Origin of the sequence: Cupriavidus numazuensis (genome assembly GCF_905397435.1) — a bacterium.
Lineage (GTDB): Bacteria > Pseudomonadota > Gammaproteobacteria > Burkholderiales > Burkholderiaceae > Cupriavidus > Cupriavidus numazuensis.
This window is the reverse complement of the sequence record NZ_CAJPVI010000065.1, coordinates 18,752-45,338: the sequence shown is the minus strand read 5'-3', so window position 1 is coordinate 45,338 and position 26,587 is coordinate 18,752. Positions and strand designations below refer to the sequence as shown.

Here is a 26,587-nt window from a genome sequence, read left to right as displayed (position 1 = left end):
GCCGTTTGAACGACTGCCGCCGTGGAATTGATGGCCAGCGGCAACGACGCGCTTTTTGGTTACTTTTTGTCGCTCGGACAAAAAGTGACTCGCCGGCTACGCCGGCGAAACGGCGGCGCTGGCCAAAAGCGATATCCGGATCTCAACCAAAACCCGCCGGCTACGCCGGCGAAACAGCAGCGCCCGCCAAGAACGACACCCCCAAATTCGTCGAAGAACCCTTTTTAAGTGCAACATTCCGCTGCTGCGACAAAACGCAACACCATCGTCAGAATCCCCTCAGACCCCCCAGAGTACGTCCACCCCTTCGCGCTGCGAGGCGCGCAGCATGTCAAGGAACGGATAGGCGCGCTGGCCGAGATGCAGCGGCTCTTCTTCGTCTTCGTCGTGCTTGCCGTCGACGGCGGCTTCGGCCGGGTGAGTGCGCTTGGCGTCGGAGACCGCGGCTTCGAGTTTCTGGATCGCGCGCGGCAGTTCTTCCACTGTGATCACCCCTCGCTCTCCAAGATGCTTGCCGATGATGCCCATGAGCGTCACGGCCAGATCTCGCATCATGATCAGGTCCTGCGCGGCGTGGGATTTGAAGGTGATCAGCATGATGTTGTTTCCTTTCACGGACATGCAGAAGGCGGTTTCCCGGGGCGGGGCAACCGCTCGGATTGTGGCTCTTGCGAGCCGCGCGCATGATGTCAGCATAGCACCTGATAAAATTCCGCGTTTCCGAATTCCATTGCCGGTCACGCGGCGCGGCGCGCACTTGCGCACCGCCTTCGGCGTTCCGCACGTGCTGTCTGCCGGTCATTGCCGGCGTGGCCGCCCGGGCCCAACGCACCGCCTGCCCGACTACCGCCCACCAGGGCCTCGACACCCATGCTGCCTGTTCAGACCTCCAATCTTGCCGCTGCGTTCACTGATGCTGTGCGCGCGCTCGCGCCGGCCGATGCGGCCCTGCCCGCCGTGACCTTCGAGCGGCCGAAGGCCGCCGCCCACGGCGACCTGGCGTGCAACATCGCCATGCAGGTGGCGCGCGCGCTCAAGAGCAATCCGCGCGAACTGGCCCAGCGCATCGTCGCGGCGGTGCAGGCCGATCCGCGTGCGGCGGACCTGGTCGCGGGCATGGAAATCGCCGGCCCGGGCTTTATCAACCTGCGCCTGACGCCGGCCGCCAAGGCCGACGTGCTGCGCGCGGTGCTGAGCGAGGGCGATCGCTACGGCGCGCAGGAGCGCGGCATGCACGGCAACGTGCTGGTCGAGTTCGTCTCGGCCAACCCGACGGGCCCGCTGCACGTCGGCCACGGCCGCCAGGCGGCGCTTGGCGACGCGCTGGCCAACCTGCTGTCGTGGCAGGGCTATGACGTGCACCGCGAGTTCTACTACAACGACGCCGGCGTGCAGATCCAGAACCTGGCCGTGTCGGTCCAGGCGCGCGCGCGCGGCTTCAAGCCCGGCGACGCCAACTGGCCCGAAGCCGCCTACAACGGCGACTACATCGGCGACATCGCCGCCGACTTCCTGGCCGGCAAGACCGTGAGCGCGTCCGATGGCGAGCCGGTGACCGCGTCGGGCAACCCCGAAGATGTCGATTCGATCCGCAAGTTCGCGGTGACCTACCTGCGCAACGAGCAGGACATCGACCTGCAGGCCTTCGGCGTCAAGTTCGACCGCTACTACCTGGAATCGTCGCTGTACACCGACGGCCGCGTCGAAGCCGCCGTGCAGGGCCTGGTCGGCAAGGGCAAGACCTACGAGAGCGAAGGCGCGCTGTGGCTGCGCACCACCGACGACGGCGACGACAAGGACCGGGTCATGAAGAAGACCGACGGTACCTACACCTACTTCGTGCCGGACGTTGCCTACCACACCACCAAGTGGGAGCGCGGCTTCACCAAGGTCATCAACGTGCAGGGCAGCGACCACCACGGCACCATCGCGCGCGTGCGCGCCGGGCTGCAGGGGCTGGATATTGGCATCCCCAAGGGCTACCCCGACTACGTGCTGCACAAGATGGTCACCGTGATGAAGAACGGCGAGGAGGTGAAGATCTCCAAGCGCGCCGGCTCCTACGTGACCGTGCGTGACCTGATCGAGTGGTCCAACGGCGGCGATGAAACCATCCGCGGCTGCCTGGACGCCGGCGTGGCCGACTGGCCCGAGCACTTCACGCGCGGGCGCGACGCCGTGCGCTTCTTCCTGCTGTCGCGCAAGGCCGACACCGAGTTCGTGTTCGACGTGGACCTGGCGCTCAAGCAGAACGACGAGAATCCGGTGTACTACGTGCAGTACGCCCACGCGCGCATCTGCTCGATCTTCGAATCGTGGGGTGGCGCCGACTGGGAAAGCCGCCTGTCCGAACTGGCCGGCACCGACCTGGCCGCAGTGACCGGCGCCGACGTCAGCCCGCAGGCACTGGCACTGGGCCAGCGCCTGGCCGAGTTCCCCGAGATGCTGGCGGCCGCTGCCGGCGAACTGGCGCCGCACGCCGTCGCGTTCTACCTGCGCGACCTGGCTGGCGATTTCCACGCGTTCTACAACGCCGACCGCGTGCTGGTCGACGACGAAGCCGTCAAGCGTGCCCGCCTGGCACTGCTGGCTGCCACGCGCCAGGTGCTGCGCAACGGCCTGGCGGTGATCGGCGTCTCGGCGCCGCGCCGCATGTAAGCACGGAAGTCAAGGCACCAGCGTGCGATCGGGCTGGCCGGCGGGGCAGTGTTGCTCCGCAATGTGGCCGGCGCCGCCGCGCGCGGCGCTGGCACTATAATCTCCCGGCAACACCTAAGAGGACTTATGCAACAGCAACGCAAGCGCGACGCGCGCAGTGCCCGCCGCAGCCAGCAGCGCGGGGGAACGTTCCTGGGCCTGGTGCTCGGGCTGATCGTCGGCCTGGCCATTGCCGTGGTGGTCGCCCTGTACATCACCAAGTCGCCGGCGCCGTTCCAGCAGAAGAACGCGCCGCCCCGGCCCAGCGAACCCGGCAACGTAACCAGCAACCTGCCGAGCCCCACGCAATCGCAGTCCCAGCAGGAAGGCCCGACCGACCCGAACAAGCCGCTGTGGAGCAAGACGCCGGCCAAGCCGGTCGGCCAGCCCGCGCCTGAAGCGCAGCCGCAGCAACAGCCGCCCGTGGCCACGGCACCGGAAAGCCGCAGCGGCAATGGCAATAGCAACGGAAACGGCAACGGCGACCGCCAGCCGCCCGTAGCGGTTGCGCGCCCGGCGGAAAAGCCTGCCGAGAAGCCGGTTGAAAAGCCAGCCGACAGGACCGTGGCCAACAACAAGCCAGCCGAGAAGCCGGTGTCGGACCCGATTGCCGAGATCGCCCAGGCGGATGCCAACAAGGTGGGCTACCTGCTGCAGGTCGGTGCGTTCCGCTCGTCGGACGACGCCGACCGCCAGAAGGCCAACCTGGCGATGCAGGGTTTCGAAGCCCGGATTACCGACCGTGACGTCAACGGCGTGAAGATGTACCGCGTCCGCATCGGCCCCTATGCCCGCATCGAGGACATGAACAAGGCGCGCGACCGGTTGCAGTCGGCCGGGTTCGATGCCTCCGTGATCCGCTTCACCAAGCAGTAACGCGCTGTAACCACGAAGCCGGCGGCCCGCTGAACCGGATGCCGCCGCCGCTGTCATACGCTCATCGCCCAAAACATCGCCCAAACCGGAAGGCCGTTCCAAGATGAAGAAACTTGCCGCACTGATTGCTACGTTCGCCGCTGTCGGCAGCCTGTTGATGACTGCCCCCGCCCACGCGGCGCCCGCCGAAGGCAAGGAATACCAGGTGCTGAAGGCGCCGCAGCCTGTGCCGGCGGGCAAGATCGAAGTCACCGAGTTCTTCTGGTACGGCTGCCCGCACTGCTTCGATTTCGAGCCCGAACTCGAAGCGTGGGTCAAGAAGCAGGGCAAGGACGTGGTCTTCAAGCGCGTGCCCGTGGCCTTCCGTGACGACCTGCTGCCGCACACGAAGATCTTCTATGCGCTGGAGTCCATCGGCAAGCTGGACGCCATGCACACCAAGGTCTTCAACGCGATCCACGTCGACCGCAAGCGCATGCTGGACCCGAACGAGATCGCCGATTTCATGGCCAAGAACGGCATCGACCGCAAGGCGTTCCTCGATGCCTATAACTCGTTCTCGGTGACGACCAACGCGCAGCGCGCGAACAAGATCGCCGACGCGTACAAGATCGACGGCGTGCCGACCGTGGTGGTCCAGGGCAAGTACGTGACTTCGCCATCCATCGCCGGCACCAAGACCAGCGCGATCCAGGCCATGGATTACCTGGTGACCCAGGTCCGCGACAAGAAGCTCTGAACGCGATTTCCCGAAGGCCGGTACGATGTCGTACCGGCCTTTTTTCATTTGAGCTTCCGGTAGACCGATGCGCCCCCTGAAAGTCTTCCTCACCGGCGCCTCCAGCGGCCTCGGCCAGGCGCTGGCGCGCGAATATGCGCAGCAAGGCGCCATCCTCGGACTCGTCGCGCGGCGTGAAGATGCCCTGCGCGATCTTGCCCAAAGCCTGCCCAATCCTGGCGCCGTGCACGTCTATGCTGCCGATGTGCGCGATGCCGACGCCATGGCGAAGGCCGCGCAGGACTTCCTGAGCCGCTACGGCGTGCCCGACGTGGTCATCGCCAACGCCGGCGTGTCGGTCGGCACGGTGGCCAGCGAGCGCGAGGACCTCGAAGCCTTCCGCATGGTCATGGATACCAACTGGTTCGGCGTGCTGACCACCTTCCAGCCCTTCCTGCAGCCCATGCGTGACCGGGACCCCGGTGCCGGCGGCTGGCGCGGCACGCTGGTCGGCATTGCCAGCGTGGCCGGTGTGCGCGGGCTGCCGGGCGGCGGCGCGTACAGCGCGTCCAAGTCCGCGGTGATCAAGCTGCTGGAAAGCCTGCGGCTGGAAGAGCGCCGCCATGGCATCCGCGTGGTGACCATCGCTCCCGGCTATATCCGTACGCCGATGACCGCGCACAACCCGTACCGCATGCCGTTCCTGACCGATGCCGACGTGTTCGCACGCAAGGCCGCCAAGGCCATCGGCGCCGGCAGCCGCTTCAAGGTGATCCCGTGGCAGATGGGCGTGGTCGCATCGCTGATGCACGTGATGCCGCGCTGGCTCTACGATGCGCTCGCGGCAAGCGCCCCGCGCAAGCCGCGCGGCGGCGAAGGGGACTGACCATGTGGCGCGACGCCATCGGCCAGCAGCATGCCGCGGCCAGCGGCGATGTGCGCATCGCCTCCCTGGTGCCATCGGTGACGGAGCTGCTGTTTTCGCTGGAACTGGGCGAGCAGATGGTCGCGCGCACGGGTTTCTGCATTCATCCGGAACCGGCCGTGCGTGCCGTGGCCAAGGTGGGCGGTACCAAGGACGTGAAGCTGGACCGCCTGCGCGATCTGGCGCCCACGCACGTGGTGGTCAATATCGACGAGAACCGCCGCGAGACCGTGGAGGAGATCCGCGCCTTCGTGCCCAACGTGATCGTCACGCATCCGTGCGCGCCGGAAGACAATTTCGAGCTGTACCGGCTGCTCGGCGGCATCTTCGGGCGCCAGCCGCAGGCCGAGCGCCTGTGCGCCGCGCTGCAGGCGGAATTGGATGCCATCCGCGAGCGTGCATGGCCTGCGCGCAAGGTGCTCTACGCAATCTGGCAGGATCCGTGGATGACCGTGTCGCGCAACACCTATATCAGCCGCATGCTGGCGCTGGTGAACTGGCAGACCTGGCCCGACGATACGCCGCAGGCTTGCGCGGACGGCGACTGCAGCCGGCCGAACGCGGCGGGAGAGCGCTATCCGAGCTTCCGCTGGAACGACGCGCTGGTGCGCGGGCTCGACGAGGTGCTGCTATCCACCGAGCCCTACCGCTTTACCGAAGACCATGCCGACGCACTCGAGCGCCAGCTCGGCAAGCCGGTGCAGCTGGTCGATGGCGAGATGCTGTCGTGGTACGGCAGCCGGGCCATCGAAGGGGTGCGTTATTTGGCGCGGCTGGCCAGTGGTGGCTGATTGATACTGAGGGCTTCAACTTCGCCCTGGTTTTCTCCCCTCTCCCGCGCGCGGGAGAGGGGCGGGGGAGAGGGCCGGAGTCTCCACGAAGCGAGGCGTCATCATGCTTGCCATGCGCCTGCCCTCTCCCCCAACCCCTCTCCCGCAGGCGGGAGAGGGGAGAAAACAGAATGGTGTCCGGCGCTCAAGCCGCCCGGAAGCGGATCACACCGTCATCACCGATTTCCCGCACCAGCTCGCCCCGATGCCACAGCGCATGCAGGTGTGCGAGCGACTCGCCCATCGCGAACGTCATCTGGTGGATGTCGAACTGGCGCTTGAAGATCACGCTGACGATATCGTGCGCGCAGCACGGCTTTTCGCGGCACGCTTCGAGCGTTTCGGCCAGCCGATCCACATGGTGTTCGCGCAACTGGGCGATGCGCGTGTGCAGGTTGCGGAAGGGGCGGCCGTGCGACGGCAGGATCAGCACGTCTTCGGGCAGGCCTTCGTACTTGCTGAGCGAATCGAGATAGAGCTGCAGCGAGTTGGCCTCGGGCTCCATATCGAACACGCTGACATTGGTCGAGATGCGCGGCAGCACCATGTCGCCGGAGATCAGCACGTTGGTCGCGGCGTTGTACAGCGCCACATGCTCGGGCGAGTGGCCGAAACCGGTGATCACGCGCCAGCCGGAAGTCGCCGGATCGGTGCCGATGGCAACGGTATCGCCCTCCATCAGGCGGCGATACTGCGTCGGCAGGTCAGGCACCAGCGACGGGTAGTAGGTCTTGCGCGCGCGCAGCTTTTCCTGGCTGTCCGGGTCGGTCAGGCCGTGGCGCGCGAAGTGCTCGGCCGCCAGCTCGCCGCCGGCGCTGGAGCCCGCGCCGGTGCCGCTGCCCATCACGCGCGCGCTCATGTAGTCGCCCAGGCTCATCCACAGCCGCACATCGAAGCGCTTGCACAGCCAGTGCGCCAGACCGACGTGGTCGGGGTGGCTGTGCGTGACCAGCACGCGCAACACCGGCAGCCCTTCGAGTTCGTTGGCGAAGATGGTTTCCCAGTGCGCCTTGATGGTGTCGTTGGTGATGCCGCAGTCGATGATGGTCCAGCCGTCTTTGCCGTCCTGGCGGTCGCGCAGCAGCCACAGGTTGATGTGGTCGAGCGCGAAGGGCAGGGGCATGCGCAGCCAGTAGACGCCGGGCGCCACTTCCTGCTTGGCGCCGGGCTCGGGCATGGTGTCCGCGAACGGGTATTGGAGCTGGTGTTCGAGTGCGTTCATGAGGAGTCTCGTGATCGAAGCCCTGCGCCGTGTCGCGCGATGTCACGCTATTTCACGCCCGGGGCAGGCGGGGCTTTCTTGTCTTTGCCGTCACGCGGGCCATGTCGGCCACGCATGCAGGCGCCGGTTGCCAGCCGCAGGCGTTGACGCTAACGTAAACGTCAATTCGTGCGACTCGTCTCCATCTTAAGCCAAAAGTTGACTTCGCAACGAACGACCGTTCACTTACTTTGGGCGCACCATGGCAGCCACACACGTTTCCGGATCCCCCGCCAGCCCGGTCACCTATACGATCACCGACCTTGCGCGCGAGTTCGACGTCACGCCGCGCACGATCCGGTTTTATGAAGACCAGGGCCTGCTCTCGCCCGAGCGCGCCGGGCCTGGCGGTCGCACGCGCGTATTCAACGGGCGCGAACGTACCCGCCTGAAGCTCGCGCTGCGGGGCAAAAGGTTGGGGCTTACTCTCAATGAGATCCGCGAAATCCTGGATCTCTACGAGTCGCCGCGGAACACCGCGCCGCAGCTCGAACGCTTCCTCGATGCGCTGGCCGGGCACCGCGCCGCACTCGAAAGCCAGCTCGAAGACCTGCAGGCGCAGCTCGCCGAGATCGATCAGCATGAGAAGCAGTGCAAGGCTCTGCTCGACGCCCAGCGGGCCCACGGCAATGCTCCGGCCAAGCATGAGCCTGCCTGATGCTGCACTTGTGGCGCGTCGGCGCACCATTACTGATTGACGTTTACGTAAACGTCAATAGAATACTCCGGACAACCTCACTAGGGAGCCGCCATGACGCAGGACCTTGAAGCCGCAGCTGTCCCAGCCCAGCCCGAGCAGTTGTCGGCGGCTCGGGCGGACACCATTGCCACCAGCTTTGCCCGCCAGGGCCTGATGACGACCTTCGGTGCAAGTCTGGCCCGCGTCGAACGCGGCGAGGTCGAGATCGCCATGCCCTGGTCCGAAGGCGTGACCCAGCAGCATGGCTTCTTCCACGGCGGCGTGGTTGGCGCGCTGGCCGACAGCGCGTGCGGCTATGCGGCGCTGAGCCTGGTCGCTGACGGCGAGGCGGGCCTGACCGCCGAATACAAGATCAACCTGCTGTCCCCGGCTCAGGGCGAACGCCTGATAGCCGTGGGGCGGGTGCTCAAGCCCGGCCGCACGCTGATCGTGGCCCAGGGCGATGTCTTCGTCGAACAGCAGGGGCGCCGCAAGCTCGTGGCGACCATGCTGATGACCCTTTGCGTCGTGCGTACGCTCGGACACGTCTGACGCGCACCGCACCGCTGCCAACAAGATCCCAAGGAGACCACCATGACCGAACTGCCTGGCCTGAGATTTGACCTGGGCGATGACATCGAGATGCTGCGCGGTGCCGTGCGCGACTGGGCGCAGGCGGAGCTGGCGCCGCGTGCGGGCGAAATCGACCGCACCGACCAGTTCCCGATGGACGCCTGGAAGAAGATGGGCGACCTCGGCGTGCTTGGCATCACCGTGGCCGAAGAATACGGCGGCGCCAACATGGGCTACCTGGCCCACATGGTGGCGATGGAGGAAATCAGCCGCGCCTCGGCATCGGTCGGACTGTCCTATGGCGCGCACTCGAACCTGTGCGTGAATCAGATCCACCGCAACGGCAGCGCTGCGCAGAAGGCGAAGTACCTGCCGAAGCTGGTGTCGGGCGAATGGATCGGCGCGCTGGCAATGAGCGAGCCCAATGCCGGCTCCGACGTGGTCAGCATGAAGCTGCGCGCCGATTTCAAGGGCGACCGCTTCGTGCTCAACGGCACCAAGATGTGGATCACCAACGGCCCGGACTGCGATGTGCTCGTGGTCTACGCCAAGACCGAACCGGACCTCGGCGCGCGCGGCATGACCGCCTTTATCGTCGAAAAAGGCATGAAGGGCTTCTCGGTCGCGCAGAAGCTGGACAAGCTCGGCATGCGCGGCTCGCATACGGGCGAACTGGTGTTCGAGGACGTGGAGGTGCCGGTCGAGAACATCCTCGGCGGCGAGAACAGCGGCGCCAAGGTGCTGATGAGCGGGCTGGACTACGAACGCGCGGTGCTGTCGGGCGGCCCGGTCGGCATCATGCAGGCTTGCATGGATGTGGTCACGCCGTACATCCACGACCGCAAGCAGTTCGGCCAGAGCATCGGTGAATTCCAGCTCATCCAGGGCAAGGTCGCCGACATGTACACCACGCTGCAAGCGGCGCGCAGCTACCTGTACACGGTTGGCAAGAACCTGGATTCGCTGGGCAGCGACCACGTGCGCCAGGTGCGCAAGGATTGCGCGGCGGTCATCCTGTACACGGCCGAGAAGGCGACCTGGATGGCGGGCGAGACTGTGCAGATCCTGGGCGGCAACGGCTACATCAACGAATACCCGGCCGGGCGGCTGTGGCGCGATGCCAAGCTGTATGAGATTGGGGCGGGGACTTCGGAGATTCGCCGGATGCTGATCGGGCGGGAGTTGTTTGCCGAGACGATGTGATTCTGACGGCGCCTGTCTTGTCGCCCCTGGTTTTTTCCCCCTCCCGCGAAGTGGGGGAGGGGCCGGGGGGGAGGGCAGGAGTTGCCGCAGGGTGAAGGCCGTCATTCTGGCTGGCGCCTGCCCTCTCTCCCAACCCCTCTCCCGCACACGGGAGAGGGGAGCAAATCACCGGCAAGTCGAAAGGTATTCGCAACACCGCACCCCAAATCAAGCCCCGAAACCCCTTTACAATCTCGATAGCCCCCGCCCACCGCCCGACCGTCCACCCGTCCCATGTCCCATTTCCCCAAACTGCTCTCTTCGCAGATTGCCTTCGACGTGGCGCGGACCATGCTGGACGGGTTCGACAAGCATTACCGGCTGTTCCGCGAGGTCAGTCACCAGGCCAAGGTGAAGTTCGAGGCCGGCGACTGGCATAGCCTGCAGCAGATGCAGCGCGACCGCATCGCGTTCTACAACGAGCGCGTGCGCGAAACCAGCGTGATCCTCGAAGACGAGTACGACGCCGAGAATATCGAGGACGAGATCTGGCAGCAGGTCAAGCTGCACTACATCGGCCTCTTGACCAATCACCACCAGCCGGAGCTGGCCGAGACGTTCTTCAATTCGGTCTGCACGCGCCTGCTGCACCGCTCGTACTTCAACAACGATTTCATCTTCGTGCGTCCGGCGATCTCGACCGAGTACATCGAGAACGAGGAGTCGCCGACCAAGCCCACGTTCCGCGCCTACTACCCCGGCAGCCGGCAGGGCATGGCCGAGTGCTTCGAGCGGATCGTGCACAACTTCCAGCTCGAAACGCCGTTCGAGGACCTGCGCCGCGACGTCGCCCATGTCGTGCGCGGCGTGGAGGAGCACTTCGGCGACTTCCGCATCGCGCCGAATTTCCAGATCCACGTGCTGTCGTCGCTGTTCTTCCGCAACAAGACAGCCTTCATCATCGGCCGCATCGTGAACGGCGATCGTACGTACCCGCTTGCAATTCCGATCGTGCATGGGCCGTCGGGCAACCTGACGCTGGACGCAGTGCTGCTCAAGAAGGTGCAGGTGCTGATCCTGTTCTCGTTCACGCACTCGTACTTCATGGTCGACATGGAAATCCCGTCGGCCTACGTGACCTTCCTGCGCGACATCATGCCGCGCAAGCCGCGCGCGGAAATCTATACCTCGCTGGGTTTGCAGAAGCAGGGAAAGAACCTGTTCTACCGCGACTTCCTGCACCACCTGCAGCATTCGTCGGACAAGTTCATCAGCGCGCCGGGCATCAAGGGGCTGGTGATGCTGGTGTTCACGCTGCCGTCGTACCCGTACGTGTTCAAGGTGATCAAGGACTTCTACCCGGCGCCCAAGGAGACCACGCGCGAGCTGATCAAGTCCAAGTACCAGCTCGTCAAGCAGCACGACCGCGTCGGCCGCATGGCCGACACGCTGGAATATTCCAACGTGGCCTTCCCGCTGTCGCGCTTCGACGAGGGCCTCGTGCGCGAGCTGGAACACCACGCGCCGTCGATGATCGAATACCAGCGCGGCAAGGACGGCGGCGAGGAAATCGTGGTGCGCCACGTCTACATCGAGCGCCGCATGACGCCACTGAACATCTTGCTGCAGGAGGGCACCGACGAGCAGCTCGAGCACGGCATCATCGAATACGGCAATGCCATCAAGGAGCTGATCGCCGCGAACATCTTCCCGGGCGACATGCTGTACAAGAACTTCGGCGTGACGCGCCACGGCCGCGTGGTGTTCTACGACTACGACGAGATCGAGTATTTCACCGACTGCAATGTGCGCCGCGTGCCGGAGCCGCGCAATGAAGAGGAAGAAATGTCGGGCGATATCTGGTACACCGTGCGCCCCCACGACATCTTTCCGGAGACGTTCCGTACCTTCCTGCTCGGGAACCCGCGCGTGCGCGAGGCGTTCCTGCGCCATCACGAAGATTTATTCGACCCTGCCATGTGGCAGAGCCATAAAGACCGGCTGCTGGCCGGACATGTTCATGACTTCTTTGCCTATCCCATTTCTGAACGCTTCATCAACCGCTACGGCACGGCCGCGCATGGCACGCCCGTCGCCAGTTTCGCAAGGAGAGTCGCATGAGTGACGCTATCGCCCAGCTGTTCCGCAACAACCGCGAATGGGTCGACCGCGTCAACGCGGAAGATCCGGACTTCTTCATGCGCCTGGCCAACCAGCAGGCGCCCGAATACCTGTGGATCGGCTGCTCCGATTCGCGCGTGCCCGCCAACCAGATCCTGGGCCTGGCGCCGGGCGAGGTCTTCGTCCACCGCAATATCGCCAACGTGATCGCGCACAGCGACCTGAACGCGCTGTCGGTGATCCAGTTCGCCGTGGAAGTGCTCAAGGTGCGCCACATCACCGTGGTCGGCCACTACGGCTGCGGCGGCGTGAAGGTCGCGCTCAAGCGCGAGCGCATCGGCCTGGCCGACAACTGGCTGCGCCATGTGCGCGATGTGGCCGACAAGCACGAGGCCTATCTCGGCACCATCCTGCGCGAGGAAGATGCGCATACGCGCCTGTGCGAGCTCAATGTGATCGAGCAGGTCAGCAACATCTGCCAGACCACCGTGCTGCAGGACGCGTGGGCGCGCGGACAGGCTGTGACGGTGCACGGCTGGATCTATGGCGTCTCCGACGGCCTGCTGCGCGACCTGGGCATGGCCGCAAGCAACAACGACGAGCTGCACGAGCAGCTCGCCGCGGCCTACCGCCAGTTCGGCGATCCGCCGCAGGCTTCGATCCGCTGAACGTGCGCGGCATCGTGTAGTCATCCAGTCAAACACCGTCGTTTCCGTGCCCGTGCGGAACGACGGTGGTGAAGCATACCGATATCAGGAGAACAGACATGCAAGACCCGATCGTCATCGTTTCCGCCGCCCGCACCCCCATGGCAGCCTTTCAGGGTGAATTCGCGTCGCTGACCGCGCCGCAGCTCGGCGCCGCGGCCATCCGCGCGGCGGTGGAGCGCGCCGGCATCAAGCCCGAACAGGTCGAGGAAGTAGTGTTCGGCTGCGTGCTGCCGGCCGGCCAGGGCCAGGCACCGGCACGACAGGCCGCGCTCGGCGCGGGTCTGCCGCTCAGCGTCGGCTGTACCACGGTCAACAAGATGTGCGGCTCGGGCATGCGTGCAGCCATGAACGTCTATGACGGCCTGGTGGCGGGCTCGTTCGACATCGCCGTTGCCGGCGGCATGGAGAGCATGACCAACGCGCCGTACCTGATCCCGAAAGGCCGCGGCGGCTACCGCATCGGCCACGGCATGATCTATGACCACATGATGCTCGACGGCCTCGAAGACGCGTACGACAAGGGCCGCGCGATGGGTACCTTCGGCGAGGACTGCGCCGCCAAGTACGGCTTCACGCGCGAGCAGCAGGACACCTTCGCGATCGAAAGCGTGCGCCGCGCGCAGCAGGCCACCGAGTCCGGCGACTTCCGCTGGGAAATCGCACCGGTGACCGTATCGGGCAAGGGCGGCGACACCGTCATCGACACCGATGAAGGCCCGCGCCGCATCAAGACCGACAAGATCCCGTCGCTGAAGCCGGCGTTCGCCAAGGACGGCACCATCACCGCCGCGTCGTCGTCCTCGATCAACGACGGTGCCTCGGCGCTGGTGATGATGCGCGAATCGACCGCGAAGAAGCTGGGGCTGCAACCGATCGCACGCATGCTCGGCCACACCACCCACGCGCAGGCACCGGGCTGGTTCACCACCGCACCGGTCGAAGCCATGGCCAAACTGTATCGCAAGCTCGACTGGACTACCGACAGCGTCGACCTGTTCGAGATCAACGAGGCTTTCGCCGTGGTGCCGATGGCCGCCATGCACGACCTCAAGATCCCGCGCGACAAGGTGAACATCCACGGCGGCGCGTGTGCGCTGGGCCATCCGATCGGCGCCTCGGGCGCACGCATCATGACCACGCTGATCGGCGCGCTGCGCAAGACCGGTGGCAAGCGTGGCGTCGCCAGCCTGTGCATTGGTGGGGGCGAGGCGACGGCGGTTGGTATCGAGATCGTCTAATCCGATCCTCCATGTTTCTCCCCTCTCCCGCTTGCGGGAGAGGGGCCGGGCGAGAGGGCAGGAGCTGCCACGAAGTTGCCGTCCTGCGCATCGAGACACGCCGGCCCTCTCCCCCAACCCCTCTCCCATAAATGGGAGAGGGCGCCAGACACCCCGATCAGTTGAACCTTGCCTTAGGAGCCCACCCTTGCCAACCGCACTCATCCTCGGTGCCTCGCGCGGCATCGGCCTTGAATTCGTACGCCAGTACCGAGCCGATGGCTGGCGCGTCATCGCGGCGGCGCGTACGCCCGAAGGCGTCGCGGCGCTGAAGGCGCTCGGCGCCGAAGCGCACCAGGCCGACCTGACCGACCCCGGTGCTGTGGCCGGCCTGGGCTGGAAGCTCGACGGCGAGTCGCTCGATGTCGCCATCTACAACGCCGGCGTGCTCGGCCCGCGCACCGAAGGCGCGCAACCGGTCACGCGCGAAGATTTCGACCGCGTAATGCACGTGAACGTGCTCGGCCCGATGATGGCGCTGCCGCTGGTGCTGCCCTACGTCGAAACCGGACAGGGCGGCCATGGTGGCGTGCTGGCGGTACTGTCGTCGCGCATGGGCAGCATCAGCTCCATGGACAGCAACGGCAGCTGGCTGTATCGCGTGAGCAAGGCCGGCGTCAACGCGGCGCTCAAGTCGGTGGCGCTCGACGCGCGCCATGCTACGTGCGTGGCGCTGCATCCGGGCTGGGTGCAGACCGACATGGGTGGCAAGGGCGCCGACATCACGCCGCAGCAGAGCGTGAAGGGCCTGCGCCAGGTGCTGGCGGGCGCCAAGCACCGGGACAACGGCAGCTTCTTCAATTACGACGGCACCCCGATCCCCTGGTAAGCGCGGGCCGGACTCACCTGACAAAGACACGACATGCTGCTGACATCCGAACAGGAAATGATTCGCGACGCCGTGCGCCAGTTCGCGCAGGAAGTGATCGCGCCGCAGGCCGCGCAGTGGGACCGCGACAAGACCTTCCCGAAAGACGTGCACCGCGAGCTGGCCGGGCTCGGCGCCTACGGCGTGGCCGTGCCGGAAGCCTACGGTGGCGCCGGGCTGGACTATCTCTCTCTGGCGCTGATCCTCGAAGAGATCGCAGCGGGCGATGGCGGCACGTCGACCGTCATCAGCGTCAACAACTGCCCCGTGTGCAGCATGATGATGGCGTTCGCCAATGAAGCGCAGAAGCAGCAGTGGCTGGTGCCGCTCGCGCGCGGCGAGATGCTCGGCGCGTTCTGCCTGACCGAGCCGCATGTGGGCTCGGATGCCTCGGCATTGCGCACGACCGCCGTGCGCGATGGCGACCAATACGTGCTCAACGGTGTGAAGCAGTTCATCACCAGTGGCCAGCACGCCGACGTGGCCATCGTCATGGCGGTGACCGACAAGGCCGCCGGCAAGCGCGGCATCAGCGCGTTCCTGGTGCCGACGAATACGCCCGGCTACATCGTCGCGCGCCTGGAGGACAAGCTCGGCCAGCATTCGTCGGATACCGCGCAGATCGTGTTCGAGGATTGCCGCATACCGGCTGCCAACATGCTCGGCGACGAGGGCGCGGGCTACAAGATGGCGCTGTCGGGGCTCGAAGGCGGGCGCATCGGCATTGCCTCGCAAAGTATCGGCATGGCGCGTGCGGCGTTCGACGCGGCGCTGGCCTACGCCAAGGAGCGCGAGAGCTTTGGCCAGCCGCTGTTCCAGCATCAGGCCGTGCAATTCCGTCTGGCGGATATGGCAACGCGCATCGACGTCGCGCGCCAGATGGTCTGGCATGCCGCCTCGCTCAAGGATGCCGGCCGGCCGTGCCTGAAGGAAGCTGCCATGGCCAAGCTCTTTGCCAGCGAGATGGCCGAGAAGGTCTGTTCCGACGCGATCCAGGTGTTCGGCGGCTATGGCTATGTCAGCGACTTCCCGGTCGAGCGCATCTACCGCGATGTGCGCGTGTGCCAGATCTACGAAGGCACCAGCGATATCCAGAAGATCCTGATCGCCCGCGCGCTGGCGTAGCCGCGGGGCGCCGACACGCGTACCATGGGGCTTGGGAAGCACGGCCAGGCGTCCTGGAGGCTTCCCCAAGCCATCCAACTCACGACAGAGGGCCCCCGTACATGACCGCTGCGATCGACTTCTACTTTGACTTCTCGTCGCCGTATGGCTACTTCGCCAGCACGCGCATCGACGAACTGGCACAGAAGTACGGCCGCTTCGTGGCCTGGCATCCGATCCTGCTCGGCGTGGTGTTCAAGACGACCGGCTCGTCGCCGCTGCCGCAGATCCCGCTCAAGGGCGAGTACTGCTGGCGCGACTTCGAGCGCACCGCGCGCTTTCACGACATCGAGTACAAGCGCCCGACGCACTTCCCGCTGCCGACCACGCATGCCGCGCGTGCCATGCTGTGGCTGCAGAACAATCATGGCGCCGATGTTGCCACGGCGTTTGCGAAGTCGGTCTACCACGCGCTGTTCGTGGACGACATCAATATCGCCGAGCCCGCAGAGATTTCGAAGCTGGCCGAGCCGCTCGGCGTGGACGTGCATGCCATGGACGCCGGCGCCACCAGCTACCAGATCAAGGACCAGCTCAAGGCAGAGGTTGAAGTTGCCATGGCCAAGGGCGTGTTTGGCTCGCCCTTCGTCATCATCGACGGCGAACCGTTCTGGGGCTTCGACCGATTCAACCAGATTGAAGACCACCTGAAACGCGGCCGCCAGACCGAGCTGCGCGCCGTGACCAGCGTGGACAGCAACAAGGAAAAGAAACCCGCATGACTGCAGCAGACCGGGCCACACAAAGCCCATCCTCGCGTTTCGACTGTGTGATCTTCGACTGCGACGGCGTGCTCGTCGACAGCGAACCCATCGTCAACCGCGTCCTCAACGAAATGCTCAACGAGCTTGGCATCGCCATCTCGCTCGAGGATTCGACCAAGATGTTCCTGGGGCGCGCGGTGCGCGAGGAACTCGGCAACATCGAGCGTATGCGCGGCGCGCCGCTGCCCGAAAACTGGTTGTCGCACTGGCTGGTGCGGCGCAACCAGGTGCTCGAGGCCGAAGTGCAGAGCGTGCCCTACGTGCGCGAAGCGGTGGCCGCGATTGCCGCGACCGGCATGCCGGTGTGCGTGGCATCGGGCGCGGACCGCATCAAGGTCAAGCTGCAGCTCACGCGCACGGGCCTGGTGGAGTTGTTCCAGCAAGACGAGCGCGAGCATATCTTCTCGGCCACCGAAGTGGAGCGCAGCAAGCCCGCGCCGGACGTGTACCTGCTCGCGGCGCGCACCATGGGCGTGGAGCCGTCGCGCTGCGCGGTGATCGAAGACAGCCCGGCCGGCATCACCGCCGGCGTGGCTGCGGGCATGACCGTGTTCGGCTACGCGGCGCGCAATGATGCCGCCATGCTGCGCGAAGCCGGCGCCCATCACCTGTTCACCGACATGCGCGAACTGGCGGAGCTGCTCGGATGAGTGCAAAGCGACCGCCTCGCGCCACGCCCGCGCCATGCCCCTGCGGCGTGGGTGCGGACTATGCCGCGTGTTGCGGCCGCTATCACCGCGGCGACGCCGTGCCGCCCAATGCCGAGGCGCTGATGCGCTCGCGCTATACCGCGTACGTCATGGACAATATGGACTGGCTCCGGCAGACCTGGCATCCGTCCACGTGCCCGGCCGACCTGTTGCCGGACACGAGCACGCGCTGGCTGGGCCTGACGATCAAGGCCCATTCCCAGCAGGACGATACGCACGCGGAAGTCGAATTCGTGGCGCGCTACAAGGTGGGCGGACGCGCCTGGCGGCTGCATGAGCGCAGCCGGTTCGTGCGCGAGCCGCGCGCGGCCGGCGAGACGCCGGTGTGGCTCTATGTGGATGGCGACATGATCGGGGAGGCATCATGAGCACCGAAGCGAAGGCATCCGGCGACGCGCCGGAGTATCTGCTGTACTGCTTTGCCCAGTCCGGCAATGCCTACAAGGCGGCGCTGCTGCTGGAAACCGTCGGCGTGCAGCGCGGCCGCAAGCTGTGGCAGCCACGCTTCGTCGATTTCTTCAATGGCGAGACCCGCACGCCGGAATACCGCGCCATCAACGTGATGGGCGAGGTGCCAGTGCTGGAGTTCGGCGGGCAGCGCCTGACGCAGTCCGGCGTGATCCTGGAAACGCTCACATCGCGCCTGGATGCCTACGGCGCTGCGAGCGAGGCCGAGCGCGCCGAGGTCCTGCGCTGGCTGCTGTTCGACAACCACAAGTTCACGTCGTACACCGCCACCTACCGTTTCCTGCGCGCGTTTGCCTCGGCGCCGGACCCGACTGTGGTGCAGTTCTTCCGCGCACGCTGCGAAGGCGCGTGGAGCGTGCTGAACGCGCAACTGGCCGGCCGCAGCTTCGTGGTGGGCGACCACCCGACCATCGCCGACTTCTCGCTTGCGGGCTATGTGTTCTTCGATGACGAGATCGGCGTGCACTGGCGCAAGGAGTACCCGCACATCCACGCCTGGACGGAGCGCATGCGCGAGCTGCCGGGATGGAAGCACCCGTATGACCTGATGCCGGGACATCCGCTGCCCAAGCGCAGCGGCTGACGCCTGCCAGCGGCGAACCTCAAGCAAAGATTCCGAGACCAAGCGGCAAGAGACCGGGAACAAACCGGGGAAGAGACCTCAACATGCCCACGCTGGAAACCAAACTCAACGCGCGCTCCGAATCGTTCAAGTCGAATGCCGAAGCCATGCGGGCGCTGGTCGCCGACCTCAAGGCCAAGGTCGCCAAGCTCGCCGAAGGCGGTGGCGATGCCGCGCGCGACAAGCACCTGTCGCGCGGCAAGCTGCTGCCGCGTGATCGCGTGCAGCAATTGCTGGACCCGGGCACGCCGTTCCTGGAGCTGTCGCAGCTCGCCGCGTACGACATGTACGATAACGCCGCGCCGGGCGCGGGCATCATCACCGGCATCGGCCGCGTGGCCGGGCAGGAATGCGTGATCGTCTGCAACGACGCCACCGTCAAGGGCGGCACGTACTACCCGATGACGGTCAAGAAGCACGTGCGCGCGCAGGAGATCGCCGAGCAGAACAACCTGCCGTGCATCTATCTGGTCGACTCGGGCGGTGCGAACCTGCCGAACCAGGACGATGTGTTCCCCGACCGCGATCACTTCGGCCGTATCTTCTACAACCAGGCCAACCTGTCCAAGCAGGGCATTCCGCAAATCGCGGTGGTGATGGGCTCGTGCACGGCCGGTGGCGCGTATGTGCCGGCAATGAGCGATGAGTCGATCATCGTGAAGAACCAGGGCACGATTTTCCTCGGCGGTCCGCCGCTGGTGAAGGCAGCCACGGGGGAGGAAGTCACTGCCGAAGACCTCGGCGGCGCCGATGTGCATACGCGTCTGTCGGGCGTTGCCGACTACTTCGCGCAGAACGATCACCACGCGCTGTCGCTGGCCCGAAACATCGTGCAGCACCTGAACCGCCGCAAGCCTGACCAGATCCGCCTGCATGAGCCGGCCGATCCGCTGTACCCGGTCGAAGAACTGTACGGCGTGATCCCGACCGATACGCGCAAGCCGTTCGATGTACGCGAAGTCATCGCGCGCATCGTCGATGGCTCCGAATTCGACGAGTTCAAGGCGCGCTACGGCACCACGCTGGTCTGCGGCTTCGCGCGCATCTGGGGTTATCCGGTCGGCATCATTGCCAACAACGGCATCCTGTTCTCGGAGTCGGCGCTCAAGGGCGCGCACTTCATCGAGCTGTGCTGCCAGCGCAAGATTCCGCTCGTGTTCCTGCAGAACATCACGGGCTTCATGGTGGGCCGCAAGTACGAGAACGAGGGCATCGCACGCAACGGTGCCAAGATGGTGACGGCAGTGGCCACGGCACAAGTGCCGAAGTTCACGGTGATCATCGGCGGCTCATTCGGTGCGGGCAACTACGGCATGTGCGGCCGTGCGTATTCGCCGCGCTTCCTGTGGATGTGGCCGAATGCGCGCATCTCCGTGATGGGCGGCGAGCAGGCGGCCAGCGTGCTGGCCACGGTGCGCCGCGACGGCATCGAGGCCAAGGGCGGCAAGTGGAGTGCGGAGGAAGAAGAGGCGTTCAAGCAGCCGATCCGCGACCAGTACGAGCACCAGGGCCACCCGTACTACGCGAGCGCGCGGCTGTGGGACGACGGCGTGATCGACCCTGCGCAGACGCGCACGGTGCTTGGACTGGGCCTGTCGGCGAGCCTGAATGCGCCGATCGACGATATGAAGTTTGGCGTGTTCCGCATGTAAGGGCGTCTGAAATACACGCCTCTCGCGATTGTCATGGGTTGTCCTGCTTTGCTGTTTCGATGTCTTTCCCTGCTGCCGGTCATCGGTCTGCTGTTGTATGCGCAGACCGTGGCGCAGGCGCAGCCTCCGGGCACGACACCGGCGGCCCCGTCAGCGCGCGTGCGTTTTTCGGAGCAGGTGGTACTCGTGCCCAAGGCGGCTTCGCCGTTCAGCATCGACCTGGAAGCCACGGTATTCCGCCCGACCGGCGATGGCCCGTTTCCGCTCGTGGTGATCAACCACGGCAAGGCGCCCGGCAAGCCGGCGTTCCAGGGCCGTGCGCGCTTCCCGGCGCAGACAGTCGAGTTCCTGCGCCGCGGGTACGTCGTGGTGCTACCGATGCGCCAGGGCTTCGCGCGCTCGGGCGGGCCTTACATCGGCGGCAGTTGCAACATCGAGATCAACGGCCAGCAGCAGGCCGAGGACGTGGTGGCCGCGCTGGACTACATGGTCAACCAGCCTTATGTCGACAAGGACCGCATCGTGGTAATCGGCCAGTCGCACGGCGGCCTGACGACCATGGCGTTCAGCACGATCTCCTATCCCGGCGTGCTGGGCGTAGTCAACTTCGCCGGCGGCCTGCGCAACCTGAGTTGTGTGGACTGGGAAGACAAGCTGATCGAGACCTTCGGCGACTATGGCAAGGACGCGCGCTATCCTTCGCTGTGGATCTATGGGGACAACGACAGCTATTGGCCAGCGCCGCTGCCTGATCGCATGTTCAATGCGTACAAGGCCAATGCGAAAGGTCCGGCCGCGAAAGCGCGCATGGTCGATGTCGGCGAGTTCGGTGGGGATTCGCATCGGCTGTTCAGCGCGCGCGAGGGCATTCCCATCTGGCTGCCGGAAGTTGGTGCTTTTTTTCGGTCGCTGGGGTTGCCGTTTGATAGTGGGTCTTGATTGGTTGTTGATGATGTTGGGCTGAACGGACTGGTGTTTGGGGGGCTTTATCGTTCTTGGCAGGCGTGGCTGTTTCGCCGGCGTAGCCGGCGAGTCACTTTTGTCCGAGCGACAAAAGTAACCAAAAACGCGTTTTGGTTGCCCCAAAGGGGCGAATTTTTATCGTAGTGTGCTGGGGGTGTTGTACGGGTATGGGCTTCAGAGTCAGTCACGCTGCCTGCCGCGTGGGGCACGACCGTGGTCAGAATTACAGCGCTGATTGAACGAGCCCTGCAAGCGACCGTGGCCCCTGCTGCCAACGGCATCGTGTGATCGCCTTCGGCTGCGCTGCGCGCAGAGCCCTAGTCTGAGCACGCAGGCCCAGGGCAAACCAGGCCCGGGTGAAGATGCCGCGCTTGCATGCGCGCAGAGATAGGAAATTGGGACTCGGGCGCCGGCGACGCTGATGAGCTTGCACCCAGACGACGCCGTGCGCGCAGCGCAGCCGAAGGCGTCCCACCACTGATCTGGTTGAAACGCTGTACCCGAGTCCGTCTTGGGGATCGTCCAAAAGTCGTGCCGCGCGAGGCACAGGTTCTGACTCACATGGCGTAGCAGGTTGGAACGGCCGACCACCATCGCTGGCGTCCAAAGCCGTTTGAACGACTGCCACCGTGGAATTGATGGCCAGCGGCAACGACGCGCTTTTTGGTTACTTTTTGTCGCTCGGACAAAAAGTGACTCGCCGGCTACGCCGGCGAAACGGCGCCGCTGGCCAAGAGCGACACCTCGGTCTCAACCAAAACCCGCCGGCTACGCCGGCGAAACAGCCGCGCCAGCCAAGAACGACACCCCATTCCCAACCACAAAACCCCCTCCGGCTCCGCCAGCAAAATCACCGACCCCCGCCAAAAGAAAATTTTACGTGAAGATAGCGACACGCTGCCCTCAAGATGGGGTCTTCACCGTGCGAAATCAGCCTAAGTCACGTCAACAAGCAGCCAATTCAAAAAAACAGCCTCCATTGCCAACCCCAAACATACATTCCTAACATGATCCTCCCGAACCATTCCGCGGCGCAGCCAAGCACGCATCGCAGATTGGCCAACAAAGGAGGACTCCCTTGGAAAAACAGTCCCTGCATGCCTTGCCGGCTGGCGCCAGCGATTCCCTGGGCCAGCGCAGCAAGCACGCCGTCTGGCACCCCTGCACACGCCTGCGCCCCGACGACACCGGCATGCCGCTCGCCATCGTCCGTGGCGAGGGCCCCTGGCTCCATGACGCCGACGGCCACCGCTATTTCGACGCCACCAGCTCCTGGTGGGTCAACCTGTTCGGCCACGCCAACCCGAAGATCAACGCCGCGCTGGCGGACCAGCTCCAGACGCTTGAGCACGTCATGCTCGCCGGCTGCACCCATGCGCCGGCTGTCGAGTTGGCCGAGCGCCTCACCGCGCTGACTGGCGGCGCGCTCGGCCACGCGTTCTACGCTTCGGACGGCGCGTCCGCCGTGGAAATCGCGCTCAAGATGAGCTTCCACTACTGGCGCAACACGGGCCTGCCAGCCAAGCGCGAGTTCGTCTGCCTGGCTAACGGCTACCACGGCGAAACCGTGGGGGCGCTCGGCGTGACGGACCTGGACGTCTTCCGCGATGCCTATGACCCGCTGATCCGCCGTGCGCACGTAGTGATGTCGCCCGATGCACGCCAGGCCGCCGATGGCGAGACCGCTGCCGACGTCGCCACGCGCGCACTGGCCGCGCTCGAGACGTTGCTGCGCGAACGCGCAGGCCAGATCGCCGCCATGATCGTCGAGCCGCTCGTGCAGTGCGCGGCCGGCATGGCCATGTACGACCCGTCCTACCTCGAAGGCGCACGTGCGCTGTGCGATCGCTACCGCGTCCACCTGATCGCCGACGAGATCGCGGTCGGCTGCGGGCGCACCGGCACGTTCTTCGCGTGGGAGCAATGCCGCGATGCGGACCAGCCGCTGCCCGCGCATGCATGGCCCGATTTCCTGTGCCTGTCCAAGGGCATCAGCGGTGGCTATCTGCCGCTGTCACTGGTGCTGTCGCGCCCGGAAATCCAGCGCGCCTTCATTGCCGATGAACTCGCACGCAGCTTCCTGCATTCGCATTCCTATACCGGCAACCCGCTCGCGTGCCGCGCCGCCGTGGCGACGCTCGACCTGTTCGTGCAGGAGGACGTTATTGCGCAGAATCGCGCGCGCGCGCAATGGCTGGCGGATGCCATGGAGCCGTTCGCCAGCGACGCGCGCCTGCACCGCATGCGCCAGCGCGGGTTGATCTGGGCCGTCGATGTCCGCGACGAGCTGGCCGGTGAAGGCTTCGCCGGGCGCTTCCACCTGGCCGCACGCGCGCGCGAACTGCTGGTGCGGCCGATCGGCAACACGCTGTACGTGATGCCGCCCTACGTATTCGATGCCGAACAGGCGCGCTGGCTGGCCACGCAACTGCAGGCCACGCTGGACGATGTGCTCGGCAACGCCGAGGCCGCCAAGGAGGTTCGCCATGCTGCTTGAACAACTGCGCCGCGCCGCGGACGAACGCCAGGCCCGCGCGCTCACGCGCCGGCGCCGCATTGCGCATTCCGCATGCGCGCCGCACCAGTCCGTGGGCCCGGTGGACGCGCCATCGCCGCAGCCGCTGCTGACGTTCTGCAGCAATGACTACATGGGGCTCGCCAATCATCCCGACGTTGTAGCCGCGCTCGCCGAAGGCGCACGGCTCTACGGCGCCGGCAGCGGTGCCTCGCACCTGGTCAGCGGCCATTCGCTCGCGCATGCGCGGCTCGAAGAGGAACTCGCGCGCTGGTTTGCGCCGTACATTCCGCAAGCGCGCACGCTGTACTTCTGCACCGGCTACATGGCCAATATGGCCGTGCTGACGGCGCTGGGCACCGCGGGCGCGACGCTGTTCTGTGAAAAGCTGAACCATGCCTCGCTGATCGATGGCGCACTCCTTGCGCGCGCCGATGTACAGCGCTACCCGCACTGCAACGCCGCCGCGCTGGACGCGCTGCTGACGGCCAGTTCCAGTCCGCTCAAGCTGATCGTCACCGACAGCGTGTTCAGCATGGACGGCGACGTGGCGCCGCTGGCGGAACTGCTCGCACTGGCCGAGCGCCATGACGCGTGGATCATCGTCGACGATGCGCATGGCTTCGGCGTGCTCGGCGACGATGGCCATGGCGTGCTGCAGGCGCTGGGGCTGAACTCGGAGCGCTTGATCTACATCGGCACGCTCGGCAAGGCCGCCGGCGTGGCCGGAGCGTTCGTCGCCGCGCACGAGACCATCATCGAACATCTGGTCAACACCGCCCGGCCCTACATCTACACCACGGCCGCGCCGCCGGCGGTTGCGCATGCGCTGATGGCGAGCCTTGCAATCATCGAAGGCGAGGAGGGCCGGCAGCGCCGGGCCAACCTGAACCGGCTGATCGCAGAACTGCGCGCCGGCCTCGCGCCACTGGCAGCAGCGGCCGGATGGCAGCTCGGCGACAGTGCCACCGCCGTGCAGCCGCTGATCGTCGGCGACAACGCTGTCTCGCTGGCATTGGCGGCGCGGCTGGAGGCCGAAGGCATCCGCGTTGGCGCAATCCGGCCGCCCACGGTGCCCGTTGGAACAGCGCGGCTGCGCATCACGCTGTCGGCCACGCATACGTCGGCGGACGTGCAGCGCCTCGTCGGCGTGCTGGCAGACGCGGTGCCGGCCGAAGCGAAGCGGGAGGCCGCATGAGCCAGCCTGTCAAGTTCCAGTGTTTCGTCACCGGCACCGACACCGGGGTCGGCAAGACCCACGCCAGCGCCACGCTGCTGCATGCGCTGCACGCGGCCGGCTATGCCGCCGTCGGCATGAAACCCGTGGCCAGCGGCAGCGAATGGCGCGGCGACCACTGGCACAACGATGATGTGGCCGCGCTGCGTGCCGCCAGTTCCGTTGCGGTGCCGCTGGCGCAGACCTGCCCGTTCTTGATGCGCACGCCATGCTCGCCGCATCTGGCGGCCGCGCAGGAAGGCGTGCGCATCACGCGTGCGCCGATCCGCCATGCGTTCGACGCGTTGCGCGAGCAGGCCGATGCCGTCGTGGTCGAAGGTGTCGGTGGCTTCCATGTGCCGCTCGATACCGGCGCGGAGCGCTGGAGCACGGCAGACCTTGCCGAGATGCTGGCGCTGCCGGTCGTCATGGTGGTGGGCATCCGCCTCGGTTGCCTCAACCACGCCGTGCTGACCGCCGAAGCCATCCGCGCGCGCGGCCTGACGCTGGCCGGCTGGATTGCCAACCGCGTCGATCCCGACATGCTGCTGGCCGACGAGAACATCGCCACGCTGCACGACGCGCTCGACGCACCGTGCCTTGGCGAACTGCCGTGGCAACTGGCGCCGGCCGATGCTGCGACACGTCTCGACCTCGCGCCGCTGCTTGCCCATTCCCCCCAATACCAGGCCGAGGCCACAAGCCTCGCCGCATAAACCAGAAGCTGACCATGACCCAAGCCGCTCAAACCGTCGCCACCATCTCCGCCGAAGCCCTGCGCCAGACCGCGCGCAACAGCCATGCACTGCCTGACGACGCGCGTTGGCGCGTCGACGACGTGGCCGCGCTGTTCGCGCTGCCGTTCAACGACCTGCTGTTCCGTGCGCAGCAGGTGCACCGCGAGAACTTCGACGCCAACACCGTGCAGCTGTCCACGCTGCTGTCGATCAAGACCGGCGGCTGCGAGGAGGATTGCGGCTACTGCCCGCAAAGCGCGCACCACGACGCCGGCGTCAAGGCCGAGAAGCTGATGGCGCTCGATGAAGTGCTCGACGCCGCCCGCGCCGCCAAGGCCAACGGCGCCACGCGCTTCTGCATGGGCGCCGCCTGGCGCAGCCCCAAGGACCGCCACCTGGAGCCGGTCATGGACATGGTGCGCGAGGTCAAGGCGATGGGCCTGGAGACCTGCGTCACGCTCGGCATGCTGAAGGCCGAGCAGGCCCAGCAGCTGAAGGACGCGGGCCTGGATTATTACAACCACAACCTGGATACCTCGCCCGAGTTCTACGGCAAGATCATCACCACGCGCACCTATCAGGACCGGCTCGATACCATCGGCCATGTGCGCGACGCCGGCATCAACGTCTGCTGCGGCGGCATCGTCGGCATGGGCGAATCGCGCGAGGCACGCGCCGGGCTGATCGCGCAGCTTGCCAATATGGACCCGTATCCGGAATCGGTGCCCATCAACAACCTGGTGCAGGTCGAAGGCACGCCGCTGGCCGGTACCGAGGCGCTGGACCCGTTCGAGTTTGTCCGTACGATCGCCGTGGCCCGCATCACGATGCCGGGCGCGATGGTGCGCCTGTCCGCCGGCCGCGAGGCGATGGACGAGGCGCTGCAGGCGCTGTGCTTCATGGCCGGCGCCAATTCCATCTTCTACGGCGAAAAGCTGCTGACCACGGGCAACCCGCAGGCGGACCGCGACCGCGCGCTGCTGGCCCGCCTGGACATCCGTGCGGAAGGCTACGCGGGCTAATAGTTAAGAAATCTCCACGTGAGGAGCTCCCCGCCGT

The 26,587-nt window shown here is 65.9% G+C and carries 25 protein-coding genes; 23 read left to right on the top strand and 2 right to left on the bottom strand.

The window, feature by feature from the left end; all coding sequences use genetic code 11:
• Positions 1 to 279: 279 nt before the first annotated feature.
• Positions 280 to 597: a DUF1840 domain-containing protein gene (locus tag KHO41_RS34870; protein ID WP_211957787.1), complete on the bottom strand. Its 318-nt coding sequence runs from the start codon at positions 595 to 597 to the stop codon at positions 280 to 282.
• Positions 598 to 870: 273 nt separating this feature from the next.
• On the opposite strand from KHO41_RS34870, the gene argS reads away from it, so the two are divergent.
• From argS to KHO41_RS34845, 5 genes are all read left to right on the top strand, one after another.
• Entirely contained in the window at positions 871 to 2,658 is a 1,788-nt protein-coding gene (argS, locus tag KHO41_RS34865; protein WP_211957786.1) for an arginine--tRNA ligase, read from the top strand.
• 126 nt (positions 2,659 to 2,784) lie between these two features.
• Positions 2,785 to 3,573 (top strand): SPOR domain-containing protein, encoded by a 789-nt coding sequence (locus KHO41_RS34860; RefSeq protein ID WP_211957785.1) that lies wholly within the window; start codon positions 2,785 to 2,787, stop codon positions 3,571 to 3,573.
• A gap of 103 nt (positions 3,574 to 3,676) precedes the next feature.
• A complete protein-coding gene (locus KHO41_RS34855; protein ID WP_211957784.1) occupies positions 3,677 to 4,312 on the top strand; it encodes a thiol:disulfide interchange protein DsbA/DsbL in 636 nt (211 codons plus the stop codon).
• Between the two features lie 67 nt (positions 4,313 to 4,379).
• Positions 4,380 to 5,177 (top strand): SDR family oxidoreductase, encoded by a 798-nt coding sequence (locus KHO41_RS34850; protein ID WP_211957783.1) that lies wholly within the window; start codon positions 4,380 to 4,382, stop codon positions 5,175 to 5,177.
• Positions 5,178 to 5,179: 2 nt separating this feature from the next.
• Complete coding sequence (locus tag KHO41_RS34845) at positions 5,180 to 6,007, top strand: helical backbone metal receptor (protein WP_211957782.1); 828 nt, start codon at positions 5,180 to 5,182, stop codon at positions 6,005 to 6,007.
• Between the two features lie 184 nt (positions 6,008 to 6,191).
• On the opposite strand, the gene KHO41_RS34840 is transcribed toward KHO41_RS34845, so the two are convergent.
• Positions 6,192 to 7,268: an MBL fold metallo-hydrolase gene (locus KHO41_RS34840; RefSeq protein WP_211957781.1), complete on the bottom strand. Its 1,077-nt coding sequence runs from the start codon at positions 7,266 to 7,268 to the stop codon at positions 6,192 to 6,194.
• A gap of 241 nt (positions 7,269 to 7,509) precedes the next feature.
• Between KHO41_RS34840 and KHO41_RS34835 the strand changes: the two genes are divergently transcribed.
• From KHO41_RS34835 to bioB, 18 genes are all read left to right on the top strand, one after another.
• On the top strand, positions 7,510 to 7,965 hold the full coding sequence (locus KHO41_RS34835; RefSeq protein ID WP_211957780.1) for a MerR family transcriptional regulator: 456 nt from the start codon (positions 7,510 to 7,512) through the stop codon (positions 7,963 to 7,965).
• 93 nt (positions 7,966 to 8,058) lie between these two features.
• Positions 8,059 to 8,538 carry a PaaI family thioesterase gene (locus tag KHO41_RS34830; protein WP_211957779.1) on the top strand — a complete coding sequence of 160 codons (480 nt, stop codon included), beginning with the start codon at positions 8,059 to 8,061 and terminating at the stop codon, positions 8,536 to 8,538.
• Between the two features lie 42 nt (positions 8,539 to 8,580).
• A complete protein-coding gene (locus KHO41_RS34825) occupies positions 8,581 to 9,762 on the top strand; it encodes an isovaleryl-CoA dehydrogenase (RefSeq protein WP_211957778.1) in 1,182 nt (393 codons plus the stop codon).
• Positions 9,763 to 10,035: 273 nt separating this feature from the next.
• Positions 10,036 to 11,862 (top strand): bifunctional isocitrate dehydrogenase kinase/phosphatase, encoded by a 1,827-nt coding sequence (aceK, locus tag KHO41_RS34820; protein ID WP_211957777.1) that lies wholly within the window; start codon positions 10,036 to 10,038, stop codon positions 11,860 to 11,862.
• Positions 11,859 to 12,530, top strand: a complete 672-nt coding sequence (gene can, locus KHO41_RS34815) for a carbonate dehydratase (RefSeq protein WP_211957776.1) — start codon at positions 11,859 to 11,861, stop codon at positions 12,528 to 12,530. Before aceK ends, can begins: the two co-directional genes overlap by 4 nt.
• 98 nt (positions 12,531 to 12,628) lie before the next feature.
• Positions 12,629 to 13,810, top strand: coding sequence for an acetyl-CoA C-acetyltransferase (locus tag KHO41_RS34810; protein WP_211957775.1), 1,182 nt, complete (start codon positions 12,629 to 12,631; stop codon positions 13,808 to 13,810).
• Positions 13,811 to 13,997: 187 nt separating this feature from the next.
• Positions 13,998 to 14,678, top strand: coding sequence for an SDR family oxidoreductase (locus KHO41_RS34805; RefSeq protein WP_211957774.1), 681 nt, complete (start codon positions 13,998 to 14,000; stop codon positions 14,676 to 14,678).
• 33 nt (positions 14,679 to 14,711) lie between these two features.
• The gene (locus KHO41_RS34800) at positions 14,712 to 15,842 is read left to right on the top strand and encodes an acyl-CoA dehydrogenase family protein (protein WP_211957773.1); all 1,131 of its coding nucleotides are present in this window, start codon (positions 14,712 to 14,714) and stop codon (positions 15,840 to 15,842) included.
• Positions 15,843 to 15,943: 101 nt separating this feature from the next.
• On the top strand, positions 15,944 to 16,603 hold the full coding sequence (locus KHO41_RS34795; RefSeq protein WP_211957772.1) for a 2-hydroxychromene-2-carboxylate isomerase: 660 nt from the start codon (positions 15,944 to 15,946) through the stop codon (positions 16,601 to 16,603).
• Positions 16,600 to 17,295 (top strand): HAD family hydrolase, encoded by a 696-nt coding sequence (locus tag KHO41_RS34790; RefSeq protein ID WP_211957771.1) that lies wholly within the window; start codon positions 16,600 to 16,602, stop codon positions 17,293 to 17,295. Before KHO41_RS34795 ends, KHO41_RS34790 begins: the two co-directional genes overlap by 4 nt.
• Positions 17,292 to 17,723: a YchJ family protein gene (locus tag KHO41_RS34785; protein ID WP_211957770.1), complete on the top strand. Its 432-nt coding sequence runs from the start codon at positions 17,292 to 17,294 to the stop codon at positions 17,721 to 17,723. The genes KHO41_RS34790 and KHO41_RS34785 overlap by 4 nt, the downstream gene beginning before the upstream one ends.
• Entirely contained in the window at positions 17,720 to 18,406 is a 687-nt protein-coding gene (locus KHO41_RS34780; RefSeq protein ID WP_211957769.1) for a glutathione S-transferase family protein, read from the top strand. Before KHO41_RS34785 ends, KHO41_RS34780 begins: the two co-directional genes overlap by 4 nt.
• An 83-nt stretch (positions 18,407 to 18,489) precedes the next feature.
• Positions 18,490 to 20,097: a carboxyl transferase domain-containing protein gene (locus tag KHO41_RS34775; RefSeq protein WP_211957768.1), complete on the top strand. Its 1,608-nt coding sequence runs from the start codon at positions 18,490 to 18,492 to the stop codon at positions 20,095 to 20,097.
• A 33-nt stretch (positions 20,098 to 20,130) separates the two neighbouring features.
• Complete coding sequence (locus KHO41_RS34770; RefSeq protein ID WP_211957767.1) at positions 20,131 to 21,036, top strand: dienelactone hydrolase family protein; 906 nt, start codon at positions 20,131 to 20,133, stop codon at positions 21,034 to 21,036.
• Between the two features lie 1,102 nt (positions 21,037 to 22,138).
• On the top strand, positions 22,139 to 23,557 hold the full coding sequence (gene bioA, locus KHO41_RS34765; RefSeq protein WP_211957766.1) for an adenosylmethionine--8-amino-7-oxononanoate transaminase: 1,419 nt from the start codon (positions 22,139 to 22,141) through the stop codon (positions 23,555 to 23,557).
• The gene (gene bioF / locus KHO41_RS34760; RefSeq protein ID WP_211957765.1) at positions 23,547 to 24,773 is read left to right on the top strand and encodes an 8-amino-7-oxononanoate synthase; all 1,227 of its coding nucleotides are present in this window, start codon (positions 23,547 to 23,549) and stop codon (positions 24,771 to 24,773) included. The genes bioA and bioF overlap by 11 nt, the downstream gene beginning before the upstream one ends.
• Positions 24,770 to 25,507, top strand: a complete 738-nt coding sequence (gene bioD, locus KHO41_RS34755) for a dethiobiotin synthase (protein WP_211957764.1) — start codon at positions 24,770 to 24,772, stop codon at positions 25,505 to 25,507. The genes bioF and bioD overlap by 4 nt, the downstream gene beginning before the upstream one ends.
• A 14-nt stretch (positions 25,508 to 25,521) precedes the next feature.
• The gene (gene bioB, locus KHO41_RS34750) at positions 25,522 to 26,550 is read left to right on the top strand and encodes a biotin synthase BioB (RefSeq protein ID WP_211957763.1); all 1,029 of its coding nucleotides are present in this window, start codon (positions 25,522 to 25,524) and stop codon (positions 26,548 to 26,550) included.
• Positions 26,551 to 26,587: the final 37 nt, after the last annotated feature.

Bases quoted from the DNA above. Each gene is read 5' to 3' on its own strand.
- argS (WP_211957786.1), top strand. From the start codon at position 871: ATGCTGCCTGTTCAGACCTCCAATCTTGCCGCTGCGTTCACTGATGCT.
- KHO41_RS34790 (WP_211957771.1), top strand. From the start codon at position 16,600: ATGACTGCAGCAGACCGGGCCACACAAAGCCCATCCTCGCGTTTCGAC.
- aceK (WP_211957777.1), top strand. From the start codon at position 10,036: ATGTCCCATTTCCCCAAACTGCTCTCTTCGCAGATTGCCTTCGACGTG.
- KHO41_RS34785 (WP_211957770.1), top strand. From the start codon at position 17,292: ATGAGTGCAAAGCGACCGCCTCGCGCCACGCCCGCGCCATGCCCCTGC.
- KHO41_RS34775 (WP_211957768.1), top strand. From the start codon at position 18,490: ATGCCCACGCTGGAAACCAAACTCAACGCGCGCTCCGAATCGTTCAAG.
- KHO41_RS34855 (WP_211957784.1), top strand. From the start codon at position 3,677: ATGAAGAAACTTGCCGCACTGATTGCTACGTTCGCCGCTGTCGGCAGC.
- KHO41_RS34830 (WP_211957779.1), top strand. From the start codon at position 8,059: ATGACGCAGGACCTTGAAGCCGCAGCTGTCCCAGCCCAGCCCGAGCAG.
- bioF (WP_211957765.1), top strand. From the start codon at position 23,547: ATGCTGCTTGAACAACTGCGCCGCGCCGCGGACGAACGCCAGGCCCGC.
- KHO41_RS34835 (WP_211957780.1), top strand. From the start codon at position 7,510: ATGGCAGCCACACACGTTTCCGGATCCCCCGCCAGCCCGGTCACCTAT.
- KHO41_RS34850 (WP_211957783.1), top strand. From the start codon at position 4,380: ATGCGCCCCCTGAAAGTCTTCCTCACCGGCGCCTCCAGCGGCCTCGGC.
- KHO41_RS34860 (WP_211957785.1), top strand. From the start codon at position 2,785: ATGCAACAGCAACGCAAGCGCGACGCGCGCAGTGCCCGCCGCAGCCAG.
- KHO41_RS34800 (WP_211957773.1), top strand. From the start codon at position 14,712: ATGCTGCTGACATCCGAACAGGAAATGATTCGCGACGCCGTGCGCCAG.
- can (WP_211957776.1), top strand. From the start codon at position 11,859: ATGAGTGACGCTATCGCCCAGCTGTTCCGCAACAACCGCGAATGGGTC.
- KHO41_RS34780 (WP_211957769.1), top strand. From the start codon at position 17,720: ATGAGCACCGAAGCGAAGGCATCCGGCGACGCGCCGGAGTATCTGCTG.
- bioD (WP_211957764.1), top strand. From the start codon at position 24,770: ATGAGCCAGCCTGTCAAGTTCCAGTGTTTCGTCACCGGCACCGACACC.
- KHO41_RS34845 (WP_211957782.1), top strand. From the start codon at position 5,180: ATGTGGCGCGACGCCATCGGCCAGCAGCATGCCGCGGCCAGCGGCGAT.
- KHO41_RS34770 (WP_211957767.1), top strand. From the start codon at position 20,131: ATGGGTTGTCCTGCTTTGCTGTTTCGATGTCTTTCCCTGCTGCCGGTC.
- bioB (WP_211957763.1), top strand. From the start codon at position 25,522: ATGACCCAAGCCGCTCAAACCGTCGCCACCATCTCCGCCGAAGCCCTG.
- KHO41_RS34825 (WP_211957778.1), top strand. From the start codon at position 8,581: ATGACCGAACTGCCTGGCCTGAGATTTGACCTGGGCGATGACATCGAG.
- KHO41_RS34810 (WP_211957775.1), top strand. From the start codon at position 12,629: ATGCAAGACCCGATCGTCATCGTTTCCGCCGCCCGCACCCCCATGGCA.
- KHO41_RS34795 (WP_211957772.1), top strand. From the start codon at position 15,944: ATGACCGCTGCGATCGACTTCTACTTTGACTTCTCGTCGCCGTATGGC.
- KHO41_RS34840 (WP_211957781.1), bottom strand. From the start codon at position 7,268: ATGAACGCACTCGAACACCAGCTCCAATACCCGTTCGCGGACACCATG.
- KHO41_RS34870 (WP_211957787.1), bottom strand. From the start codon at position 597: ATGCTGATCACCTTCAAATCCCACGCCGCGCAGGACCTGATCATGATG.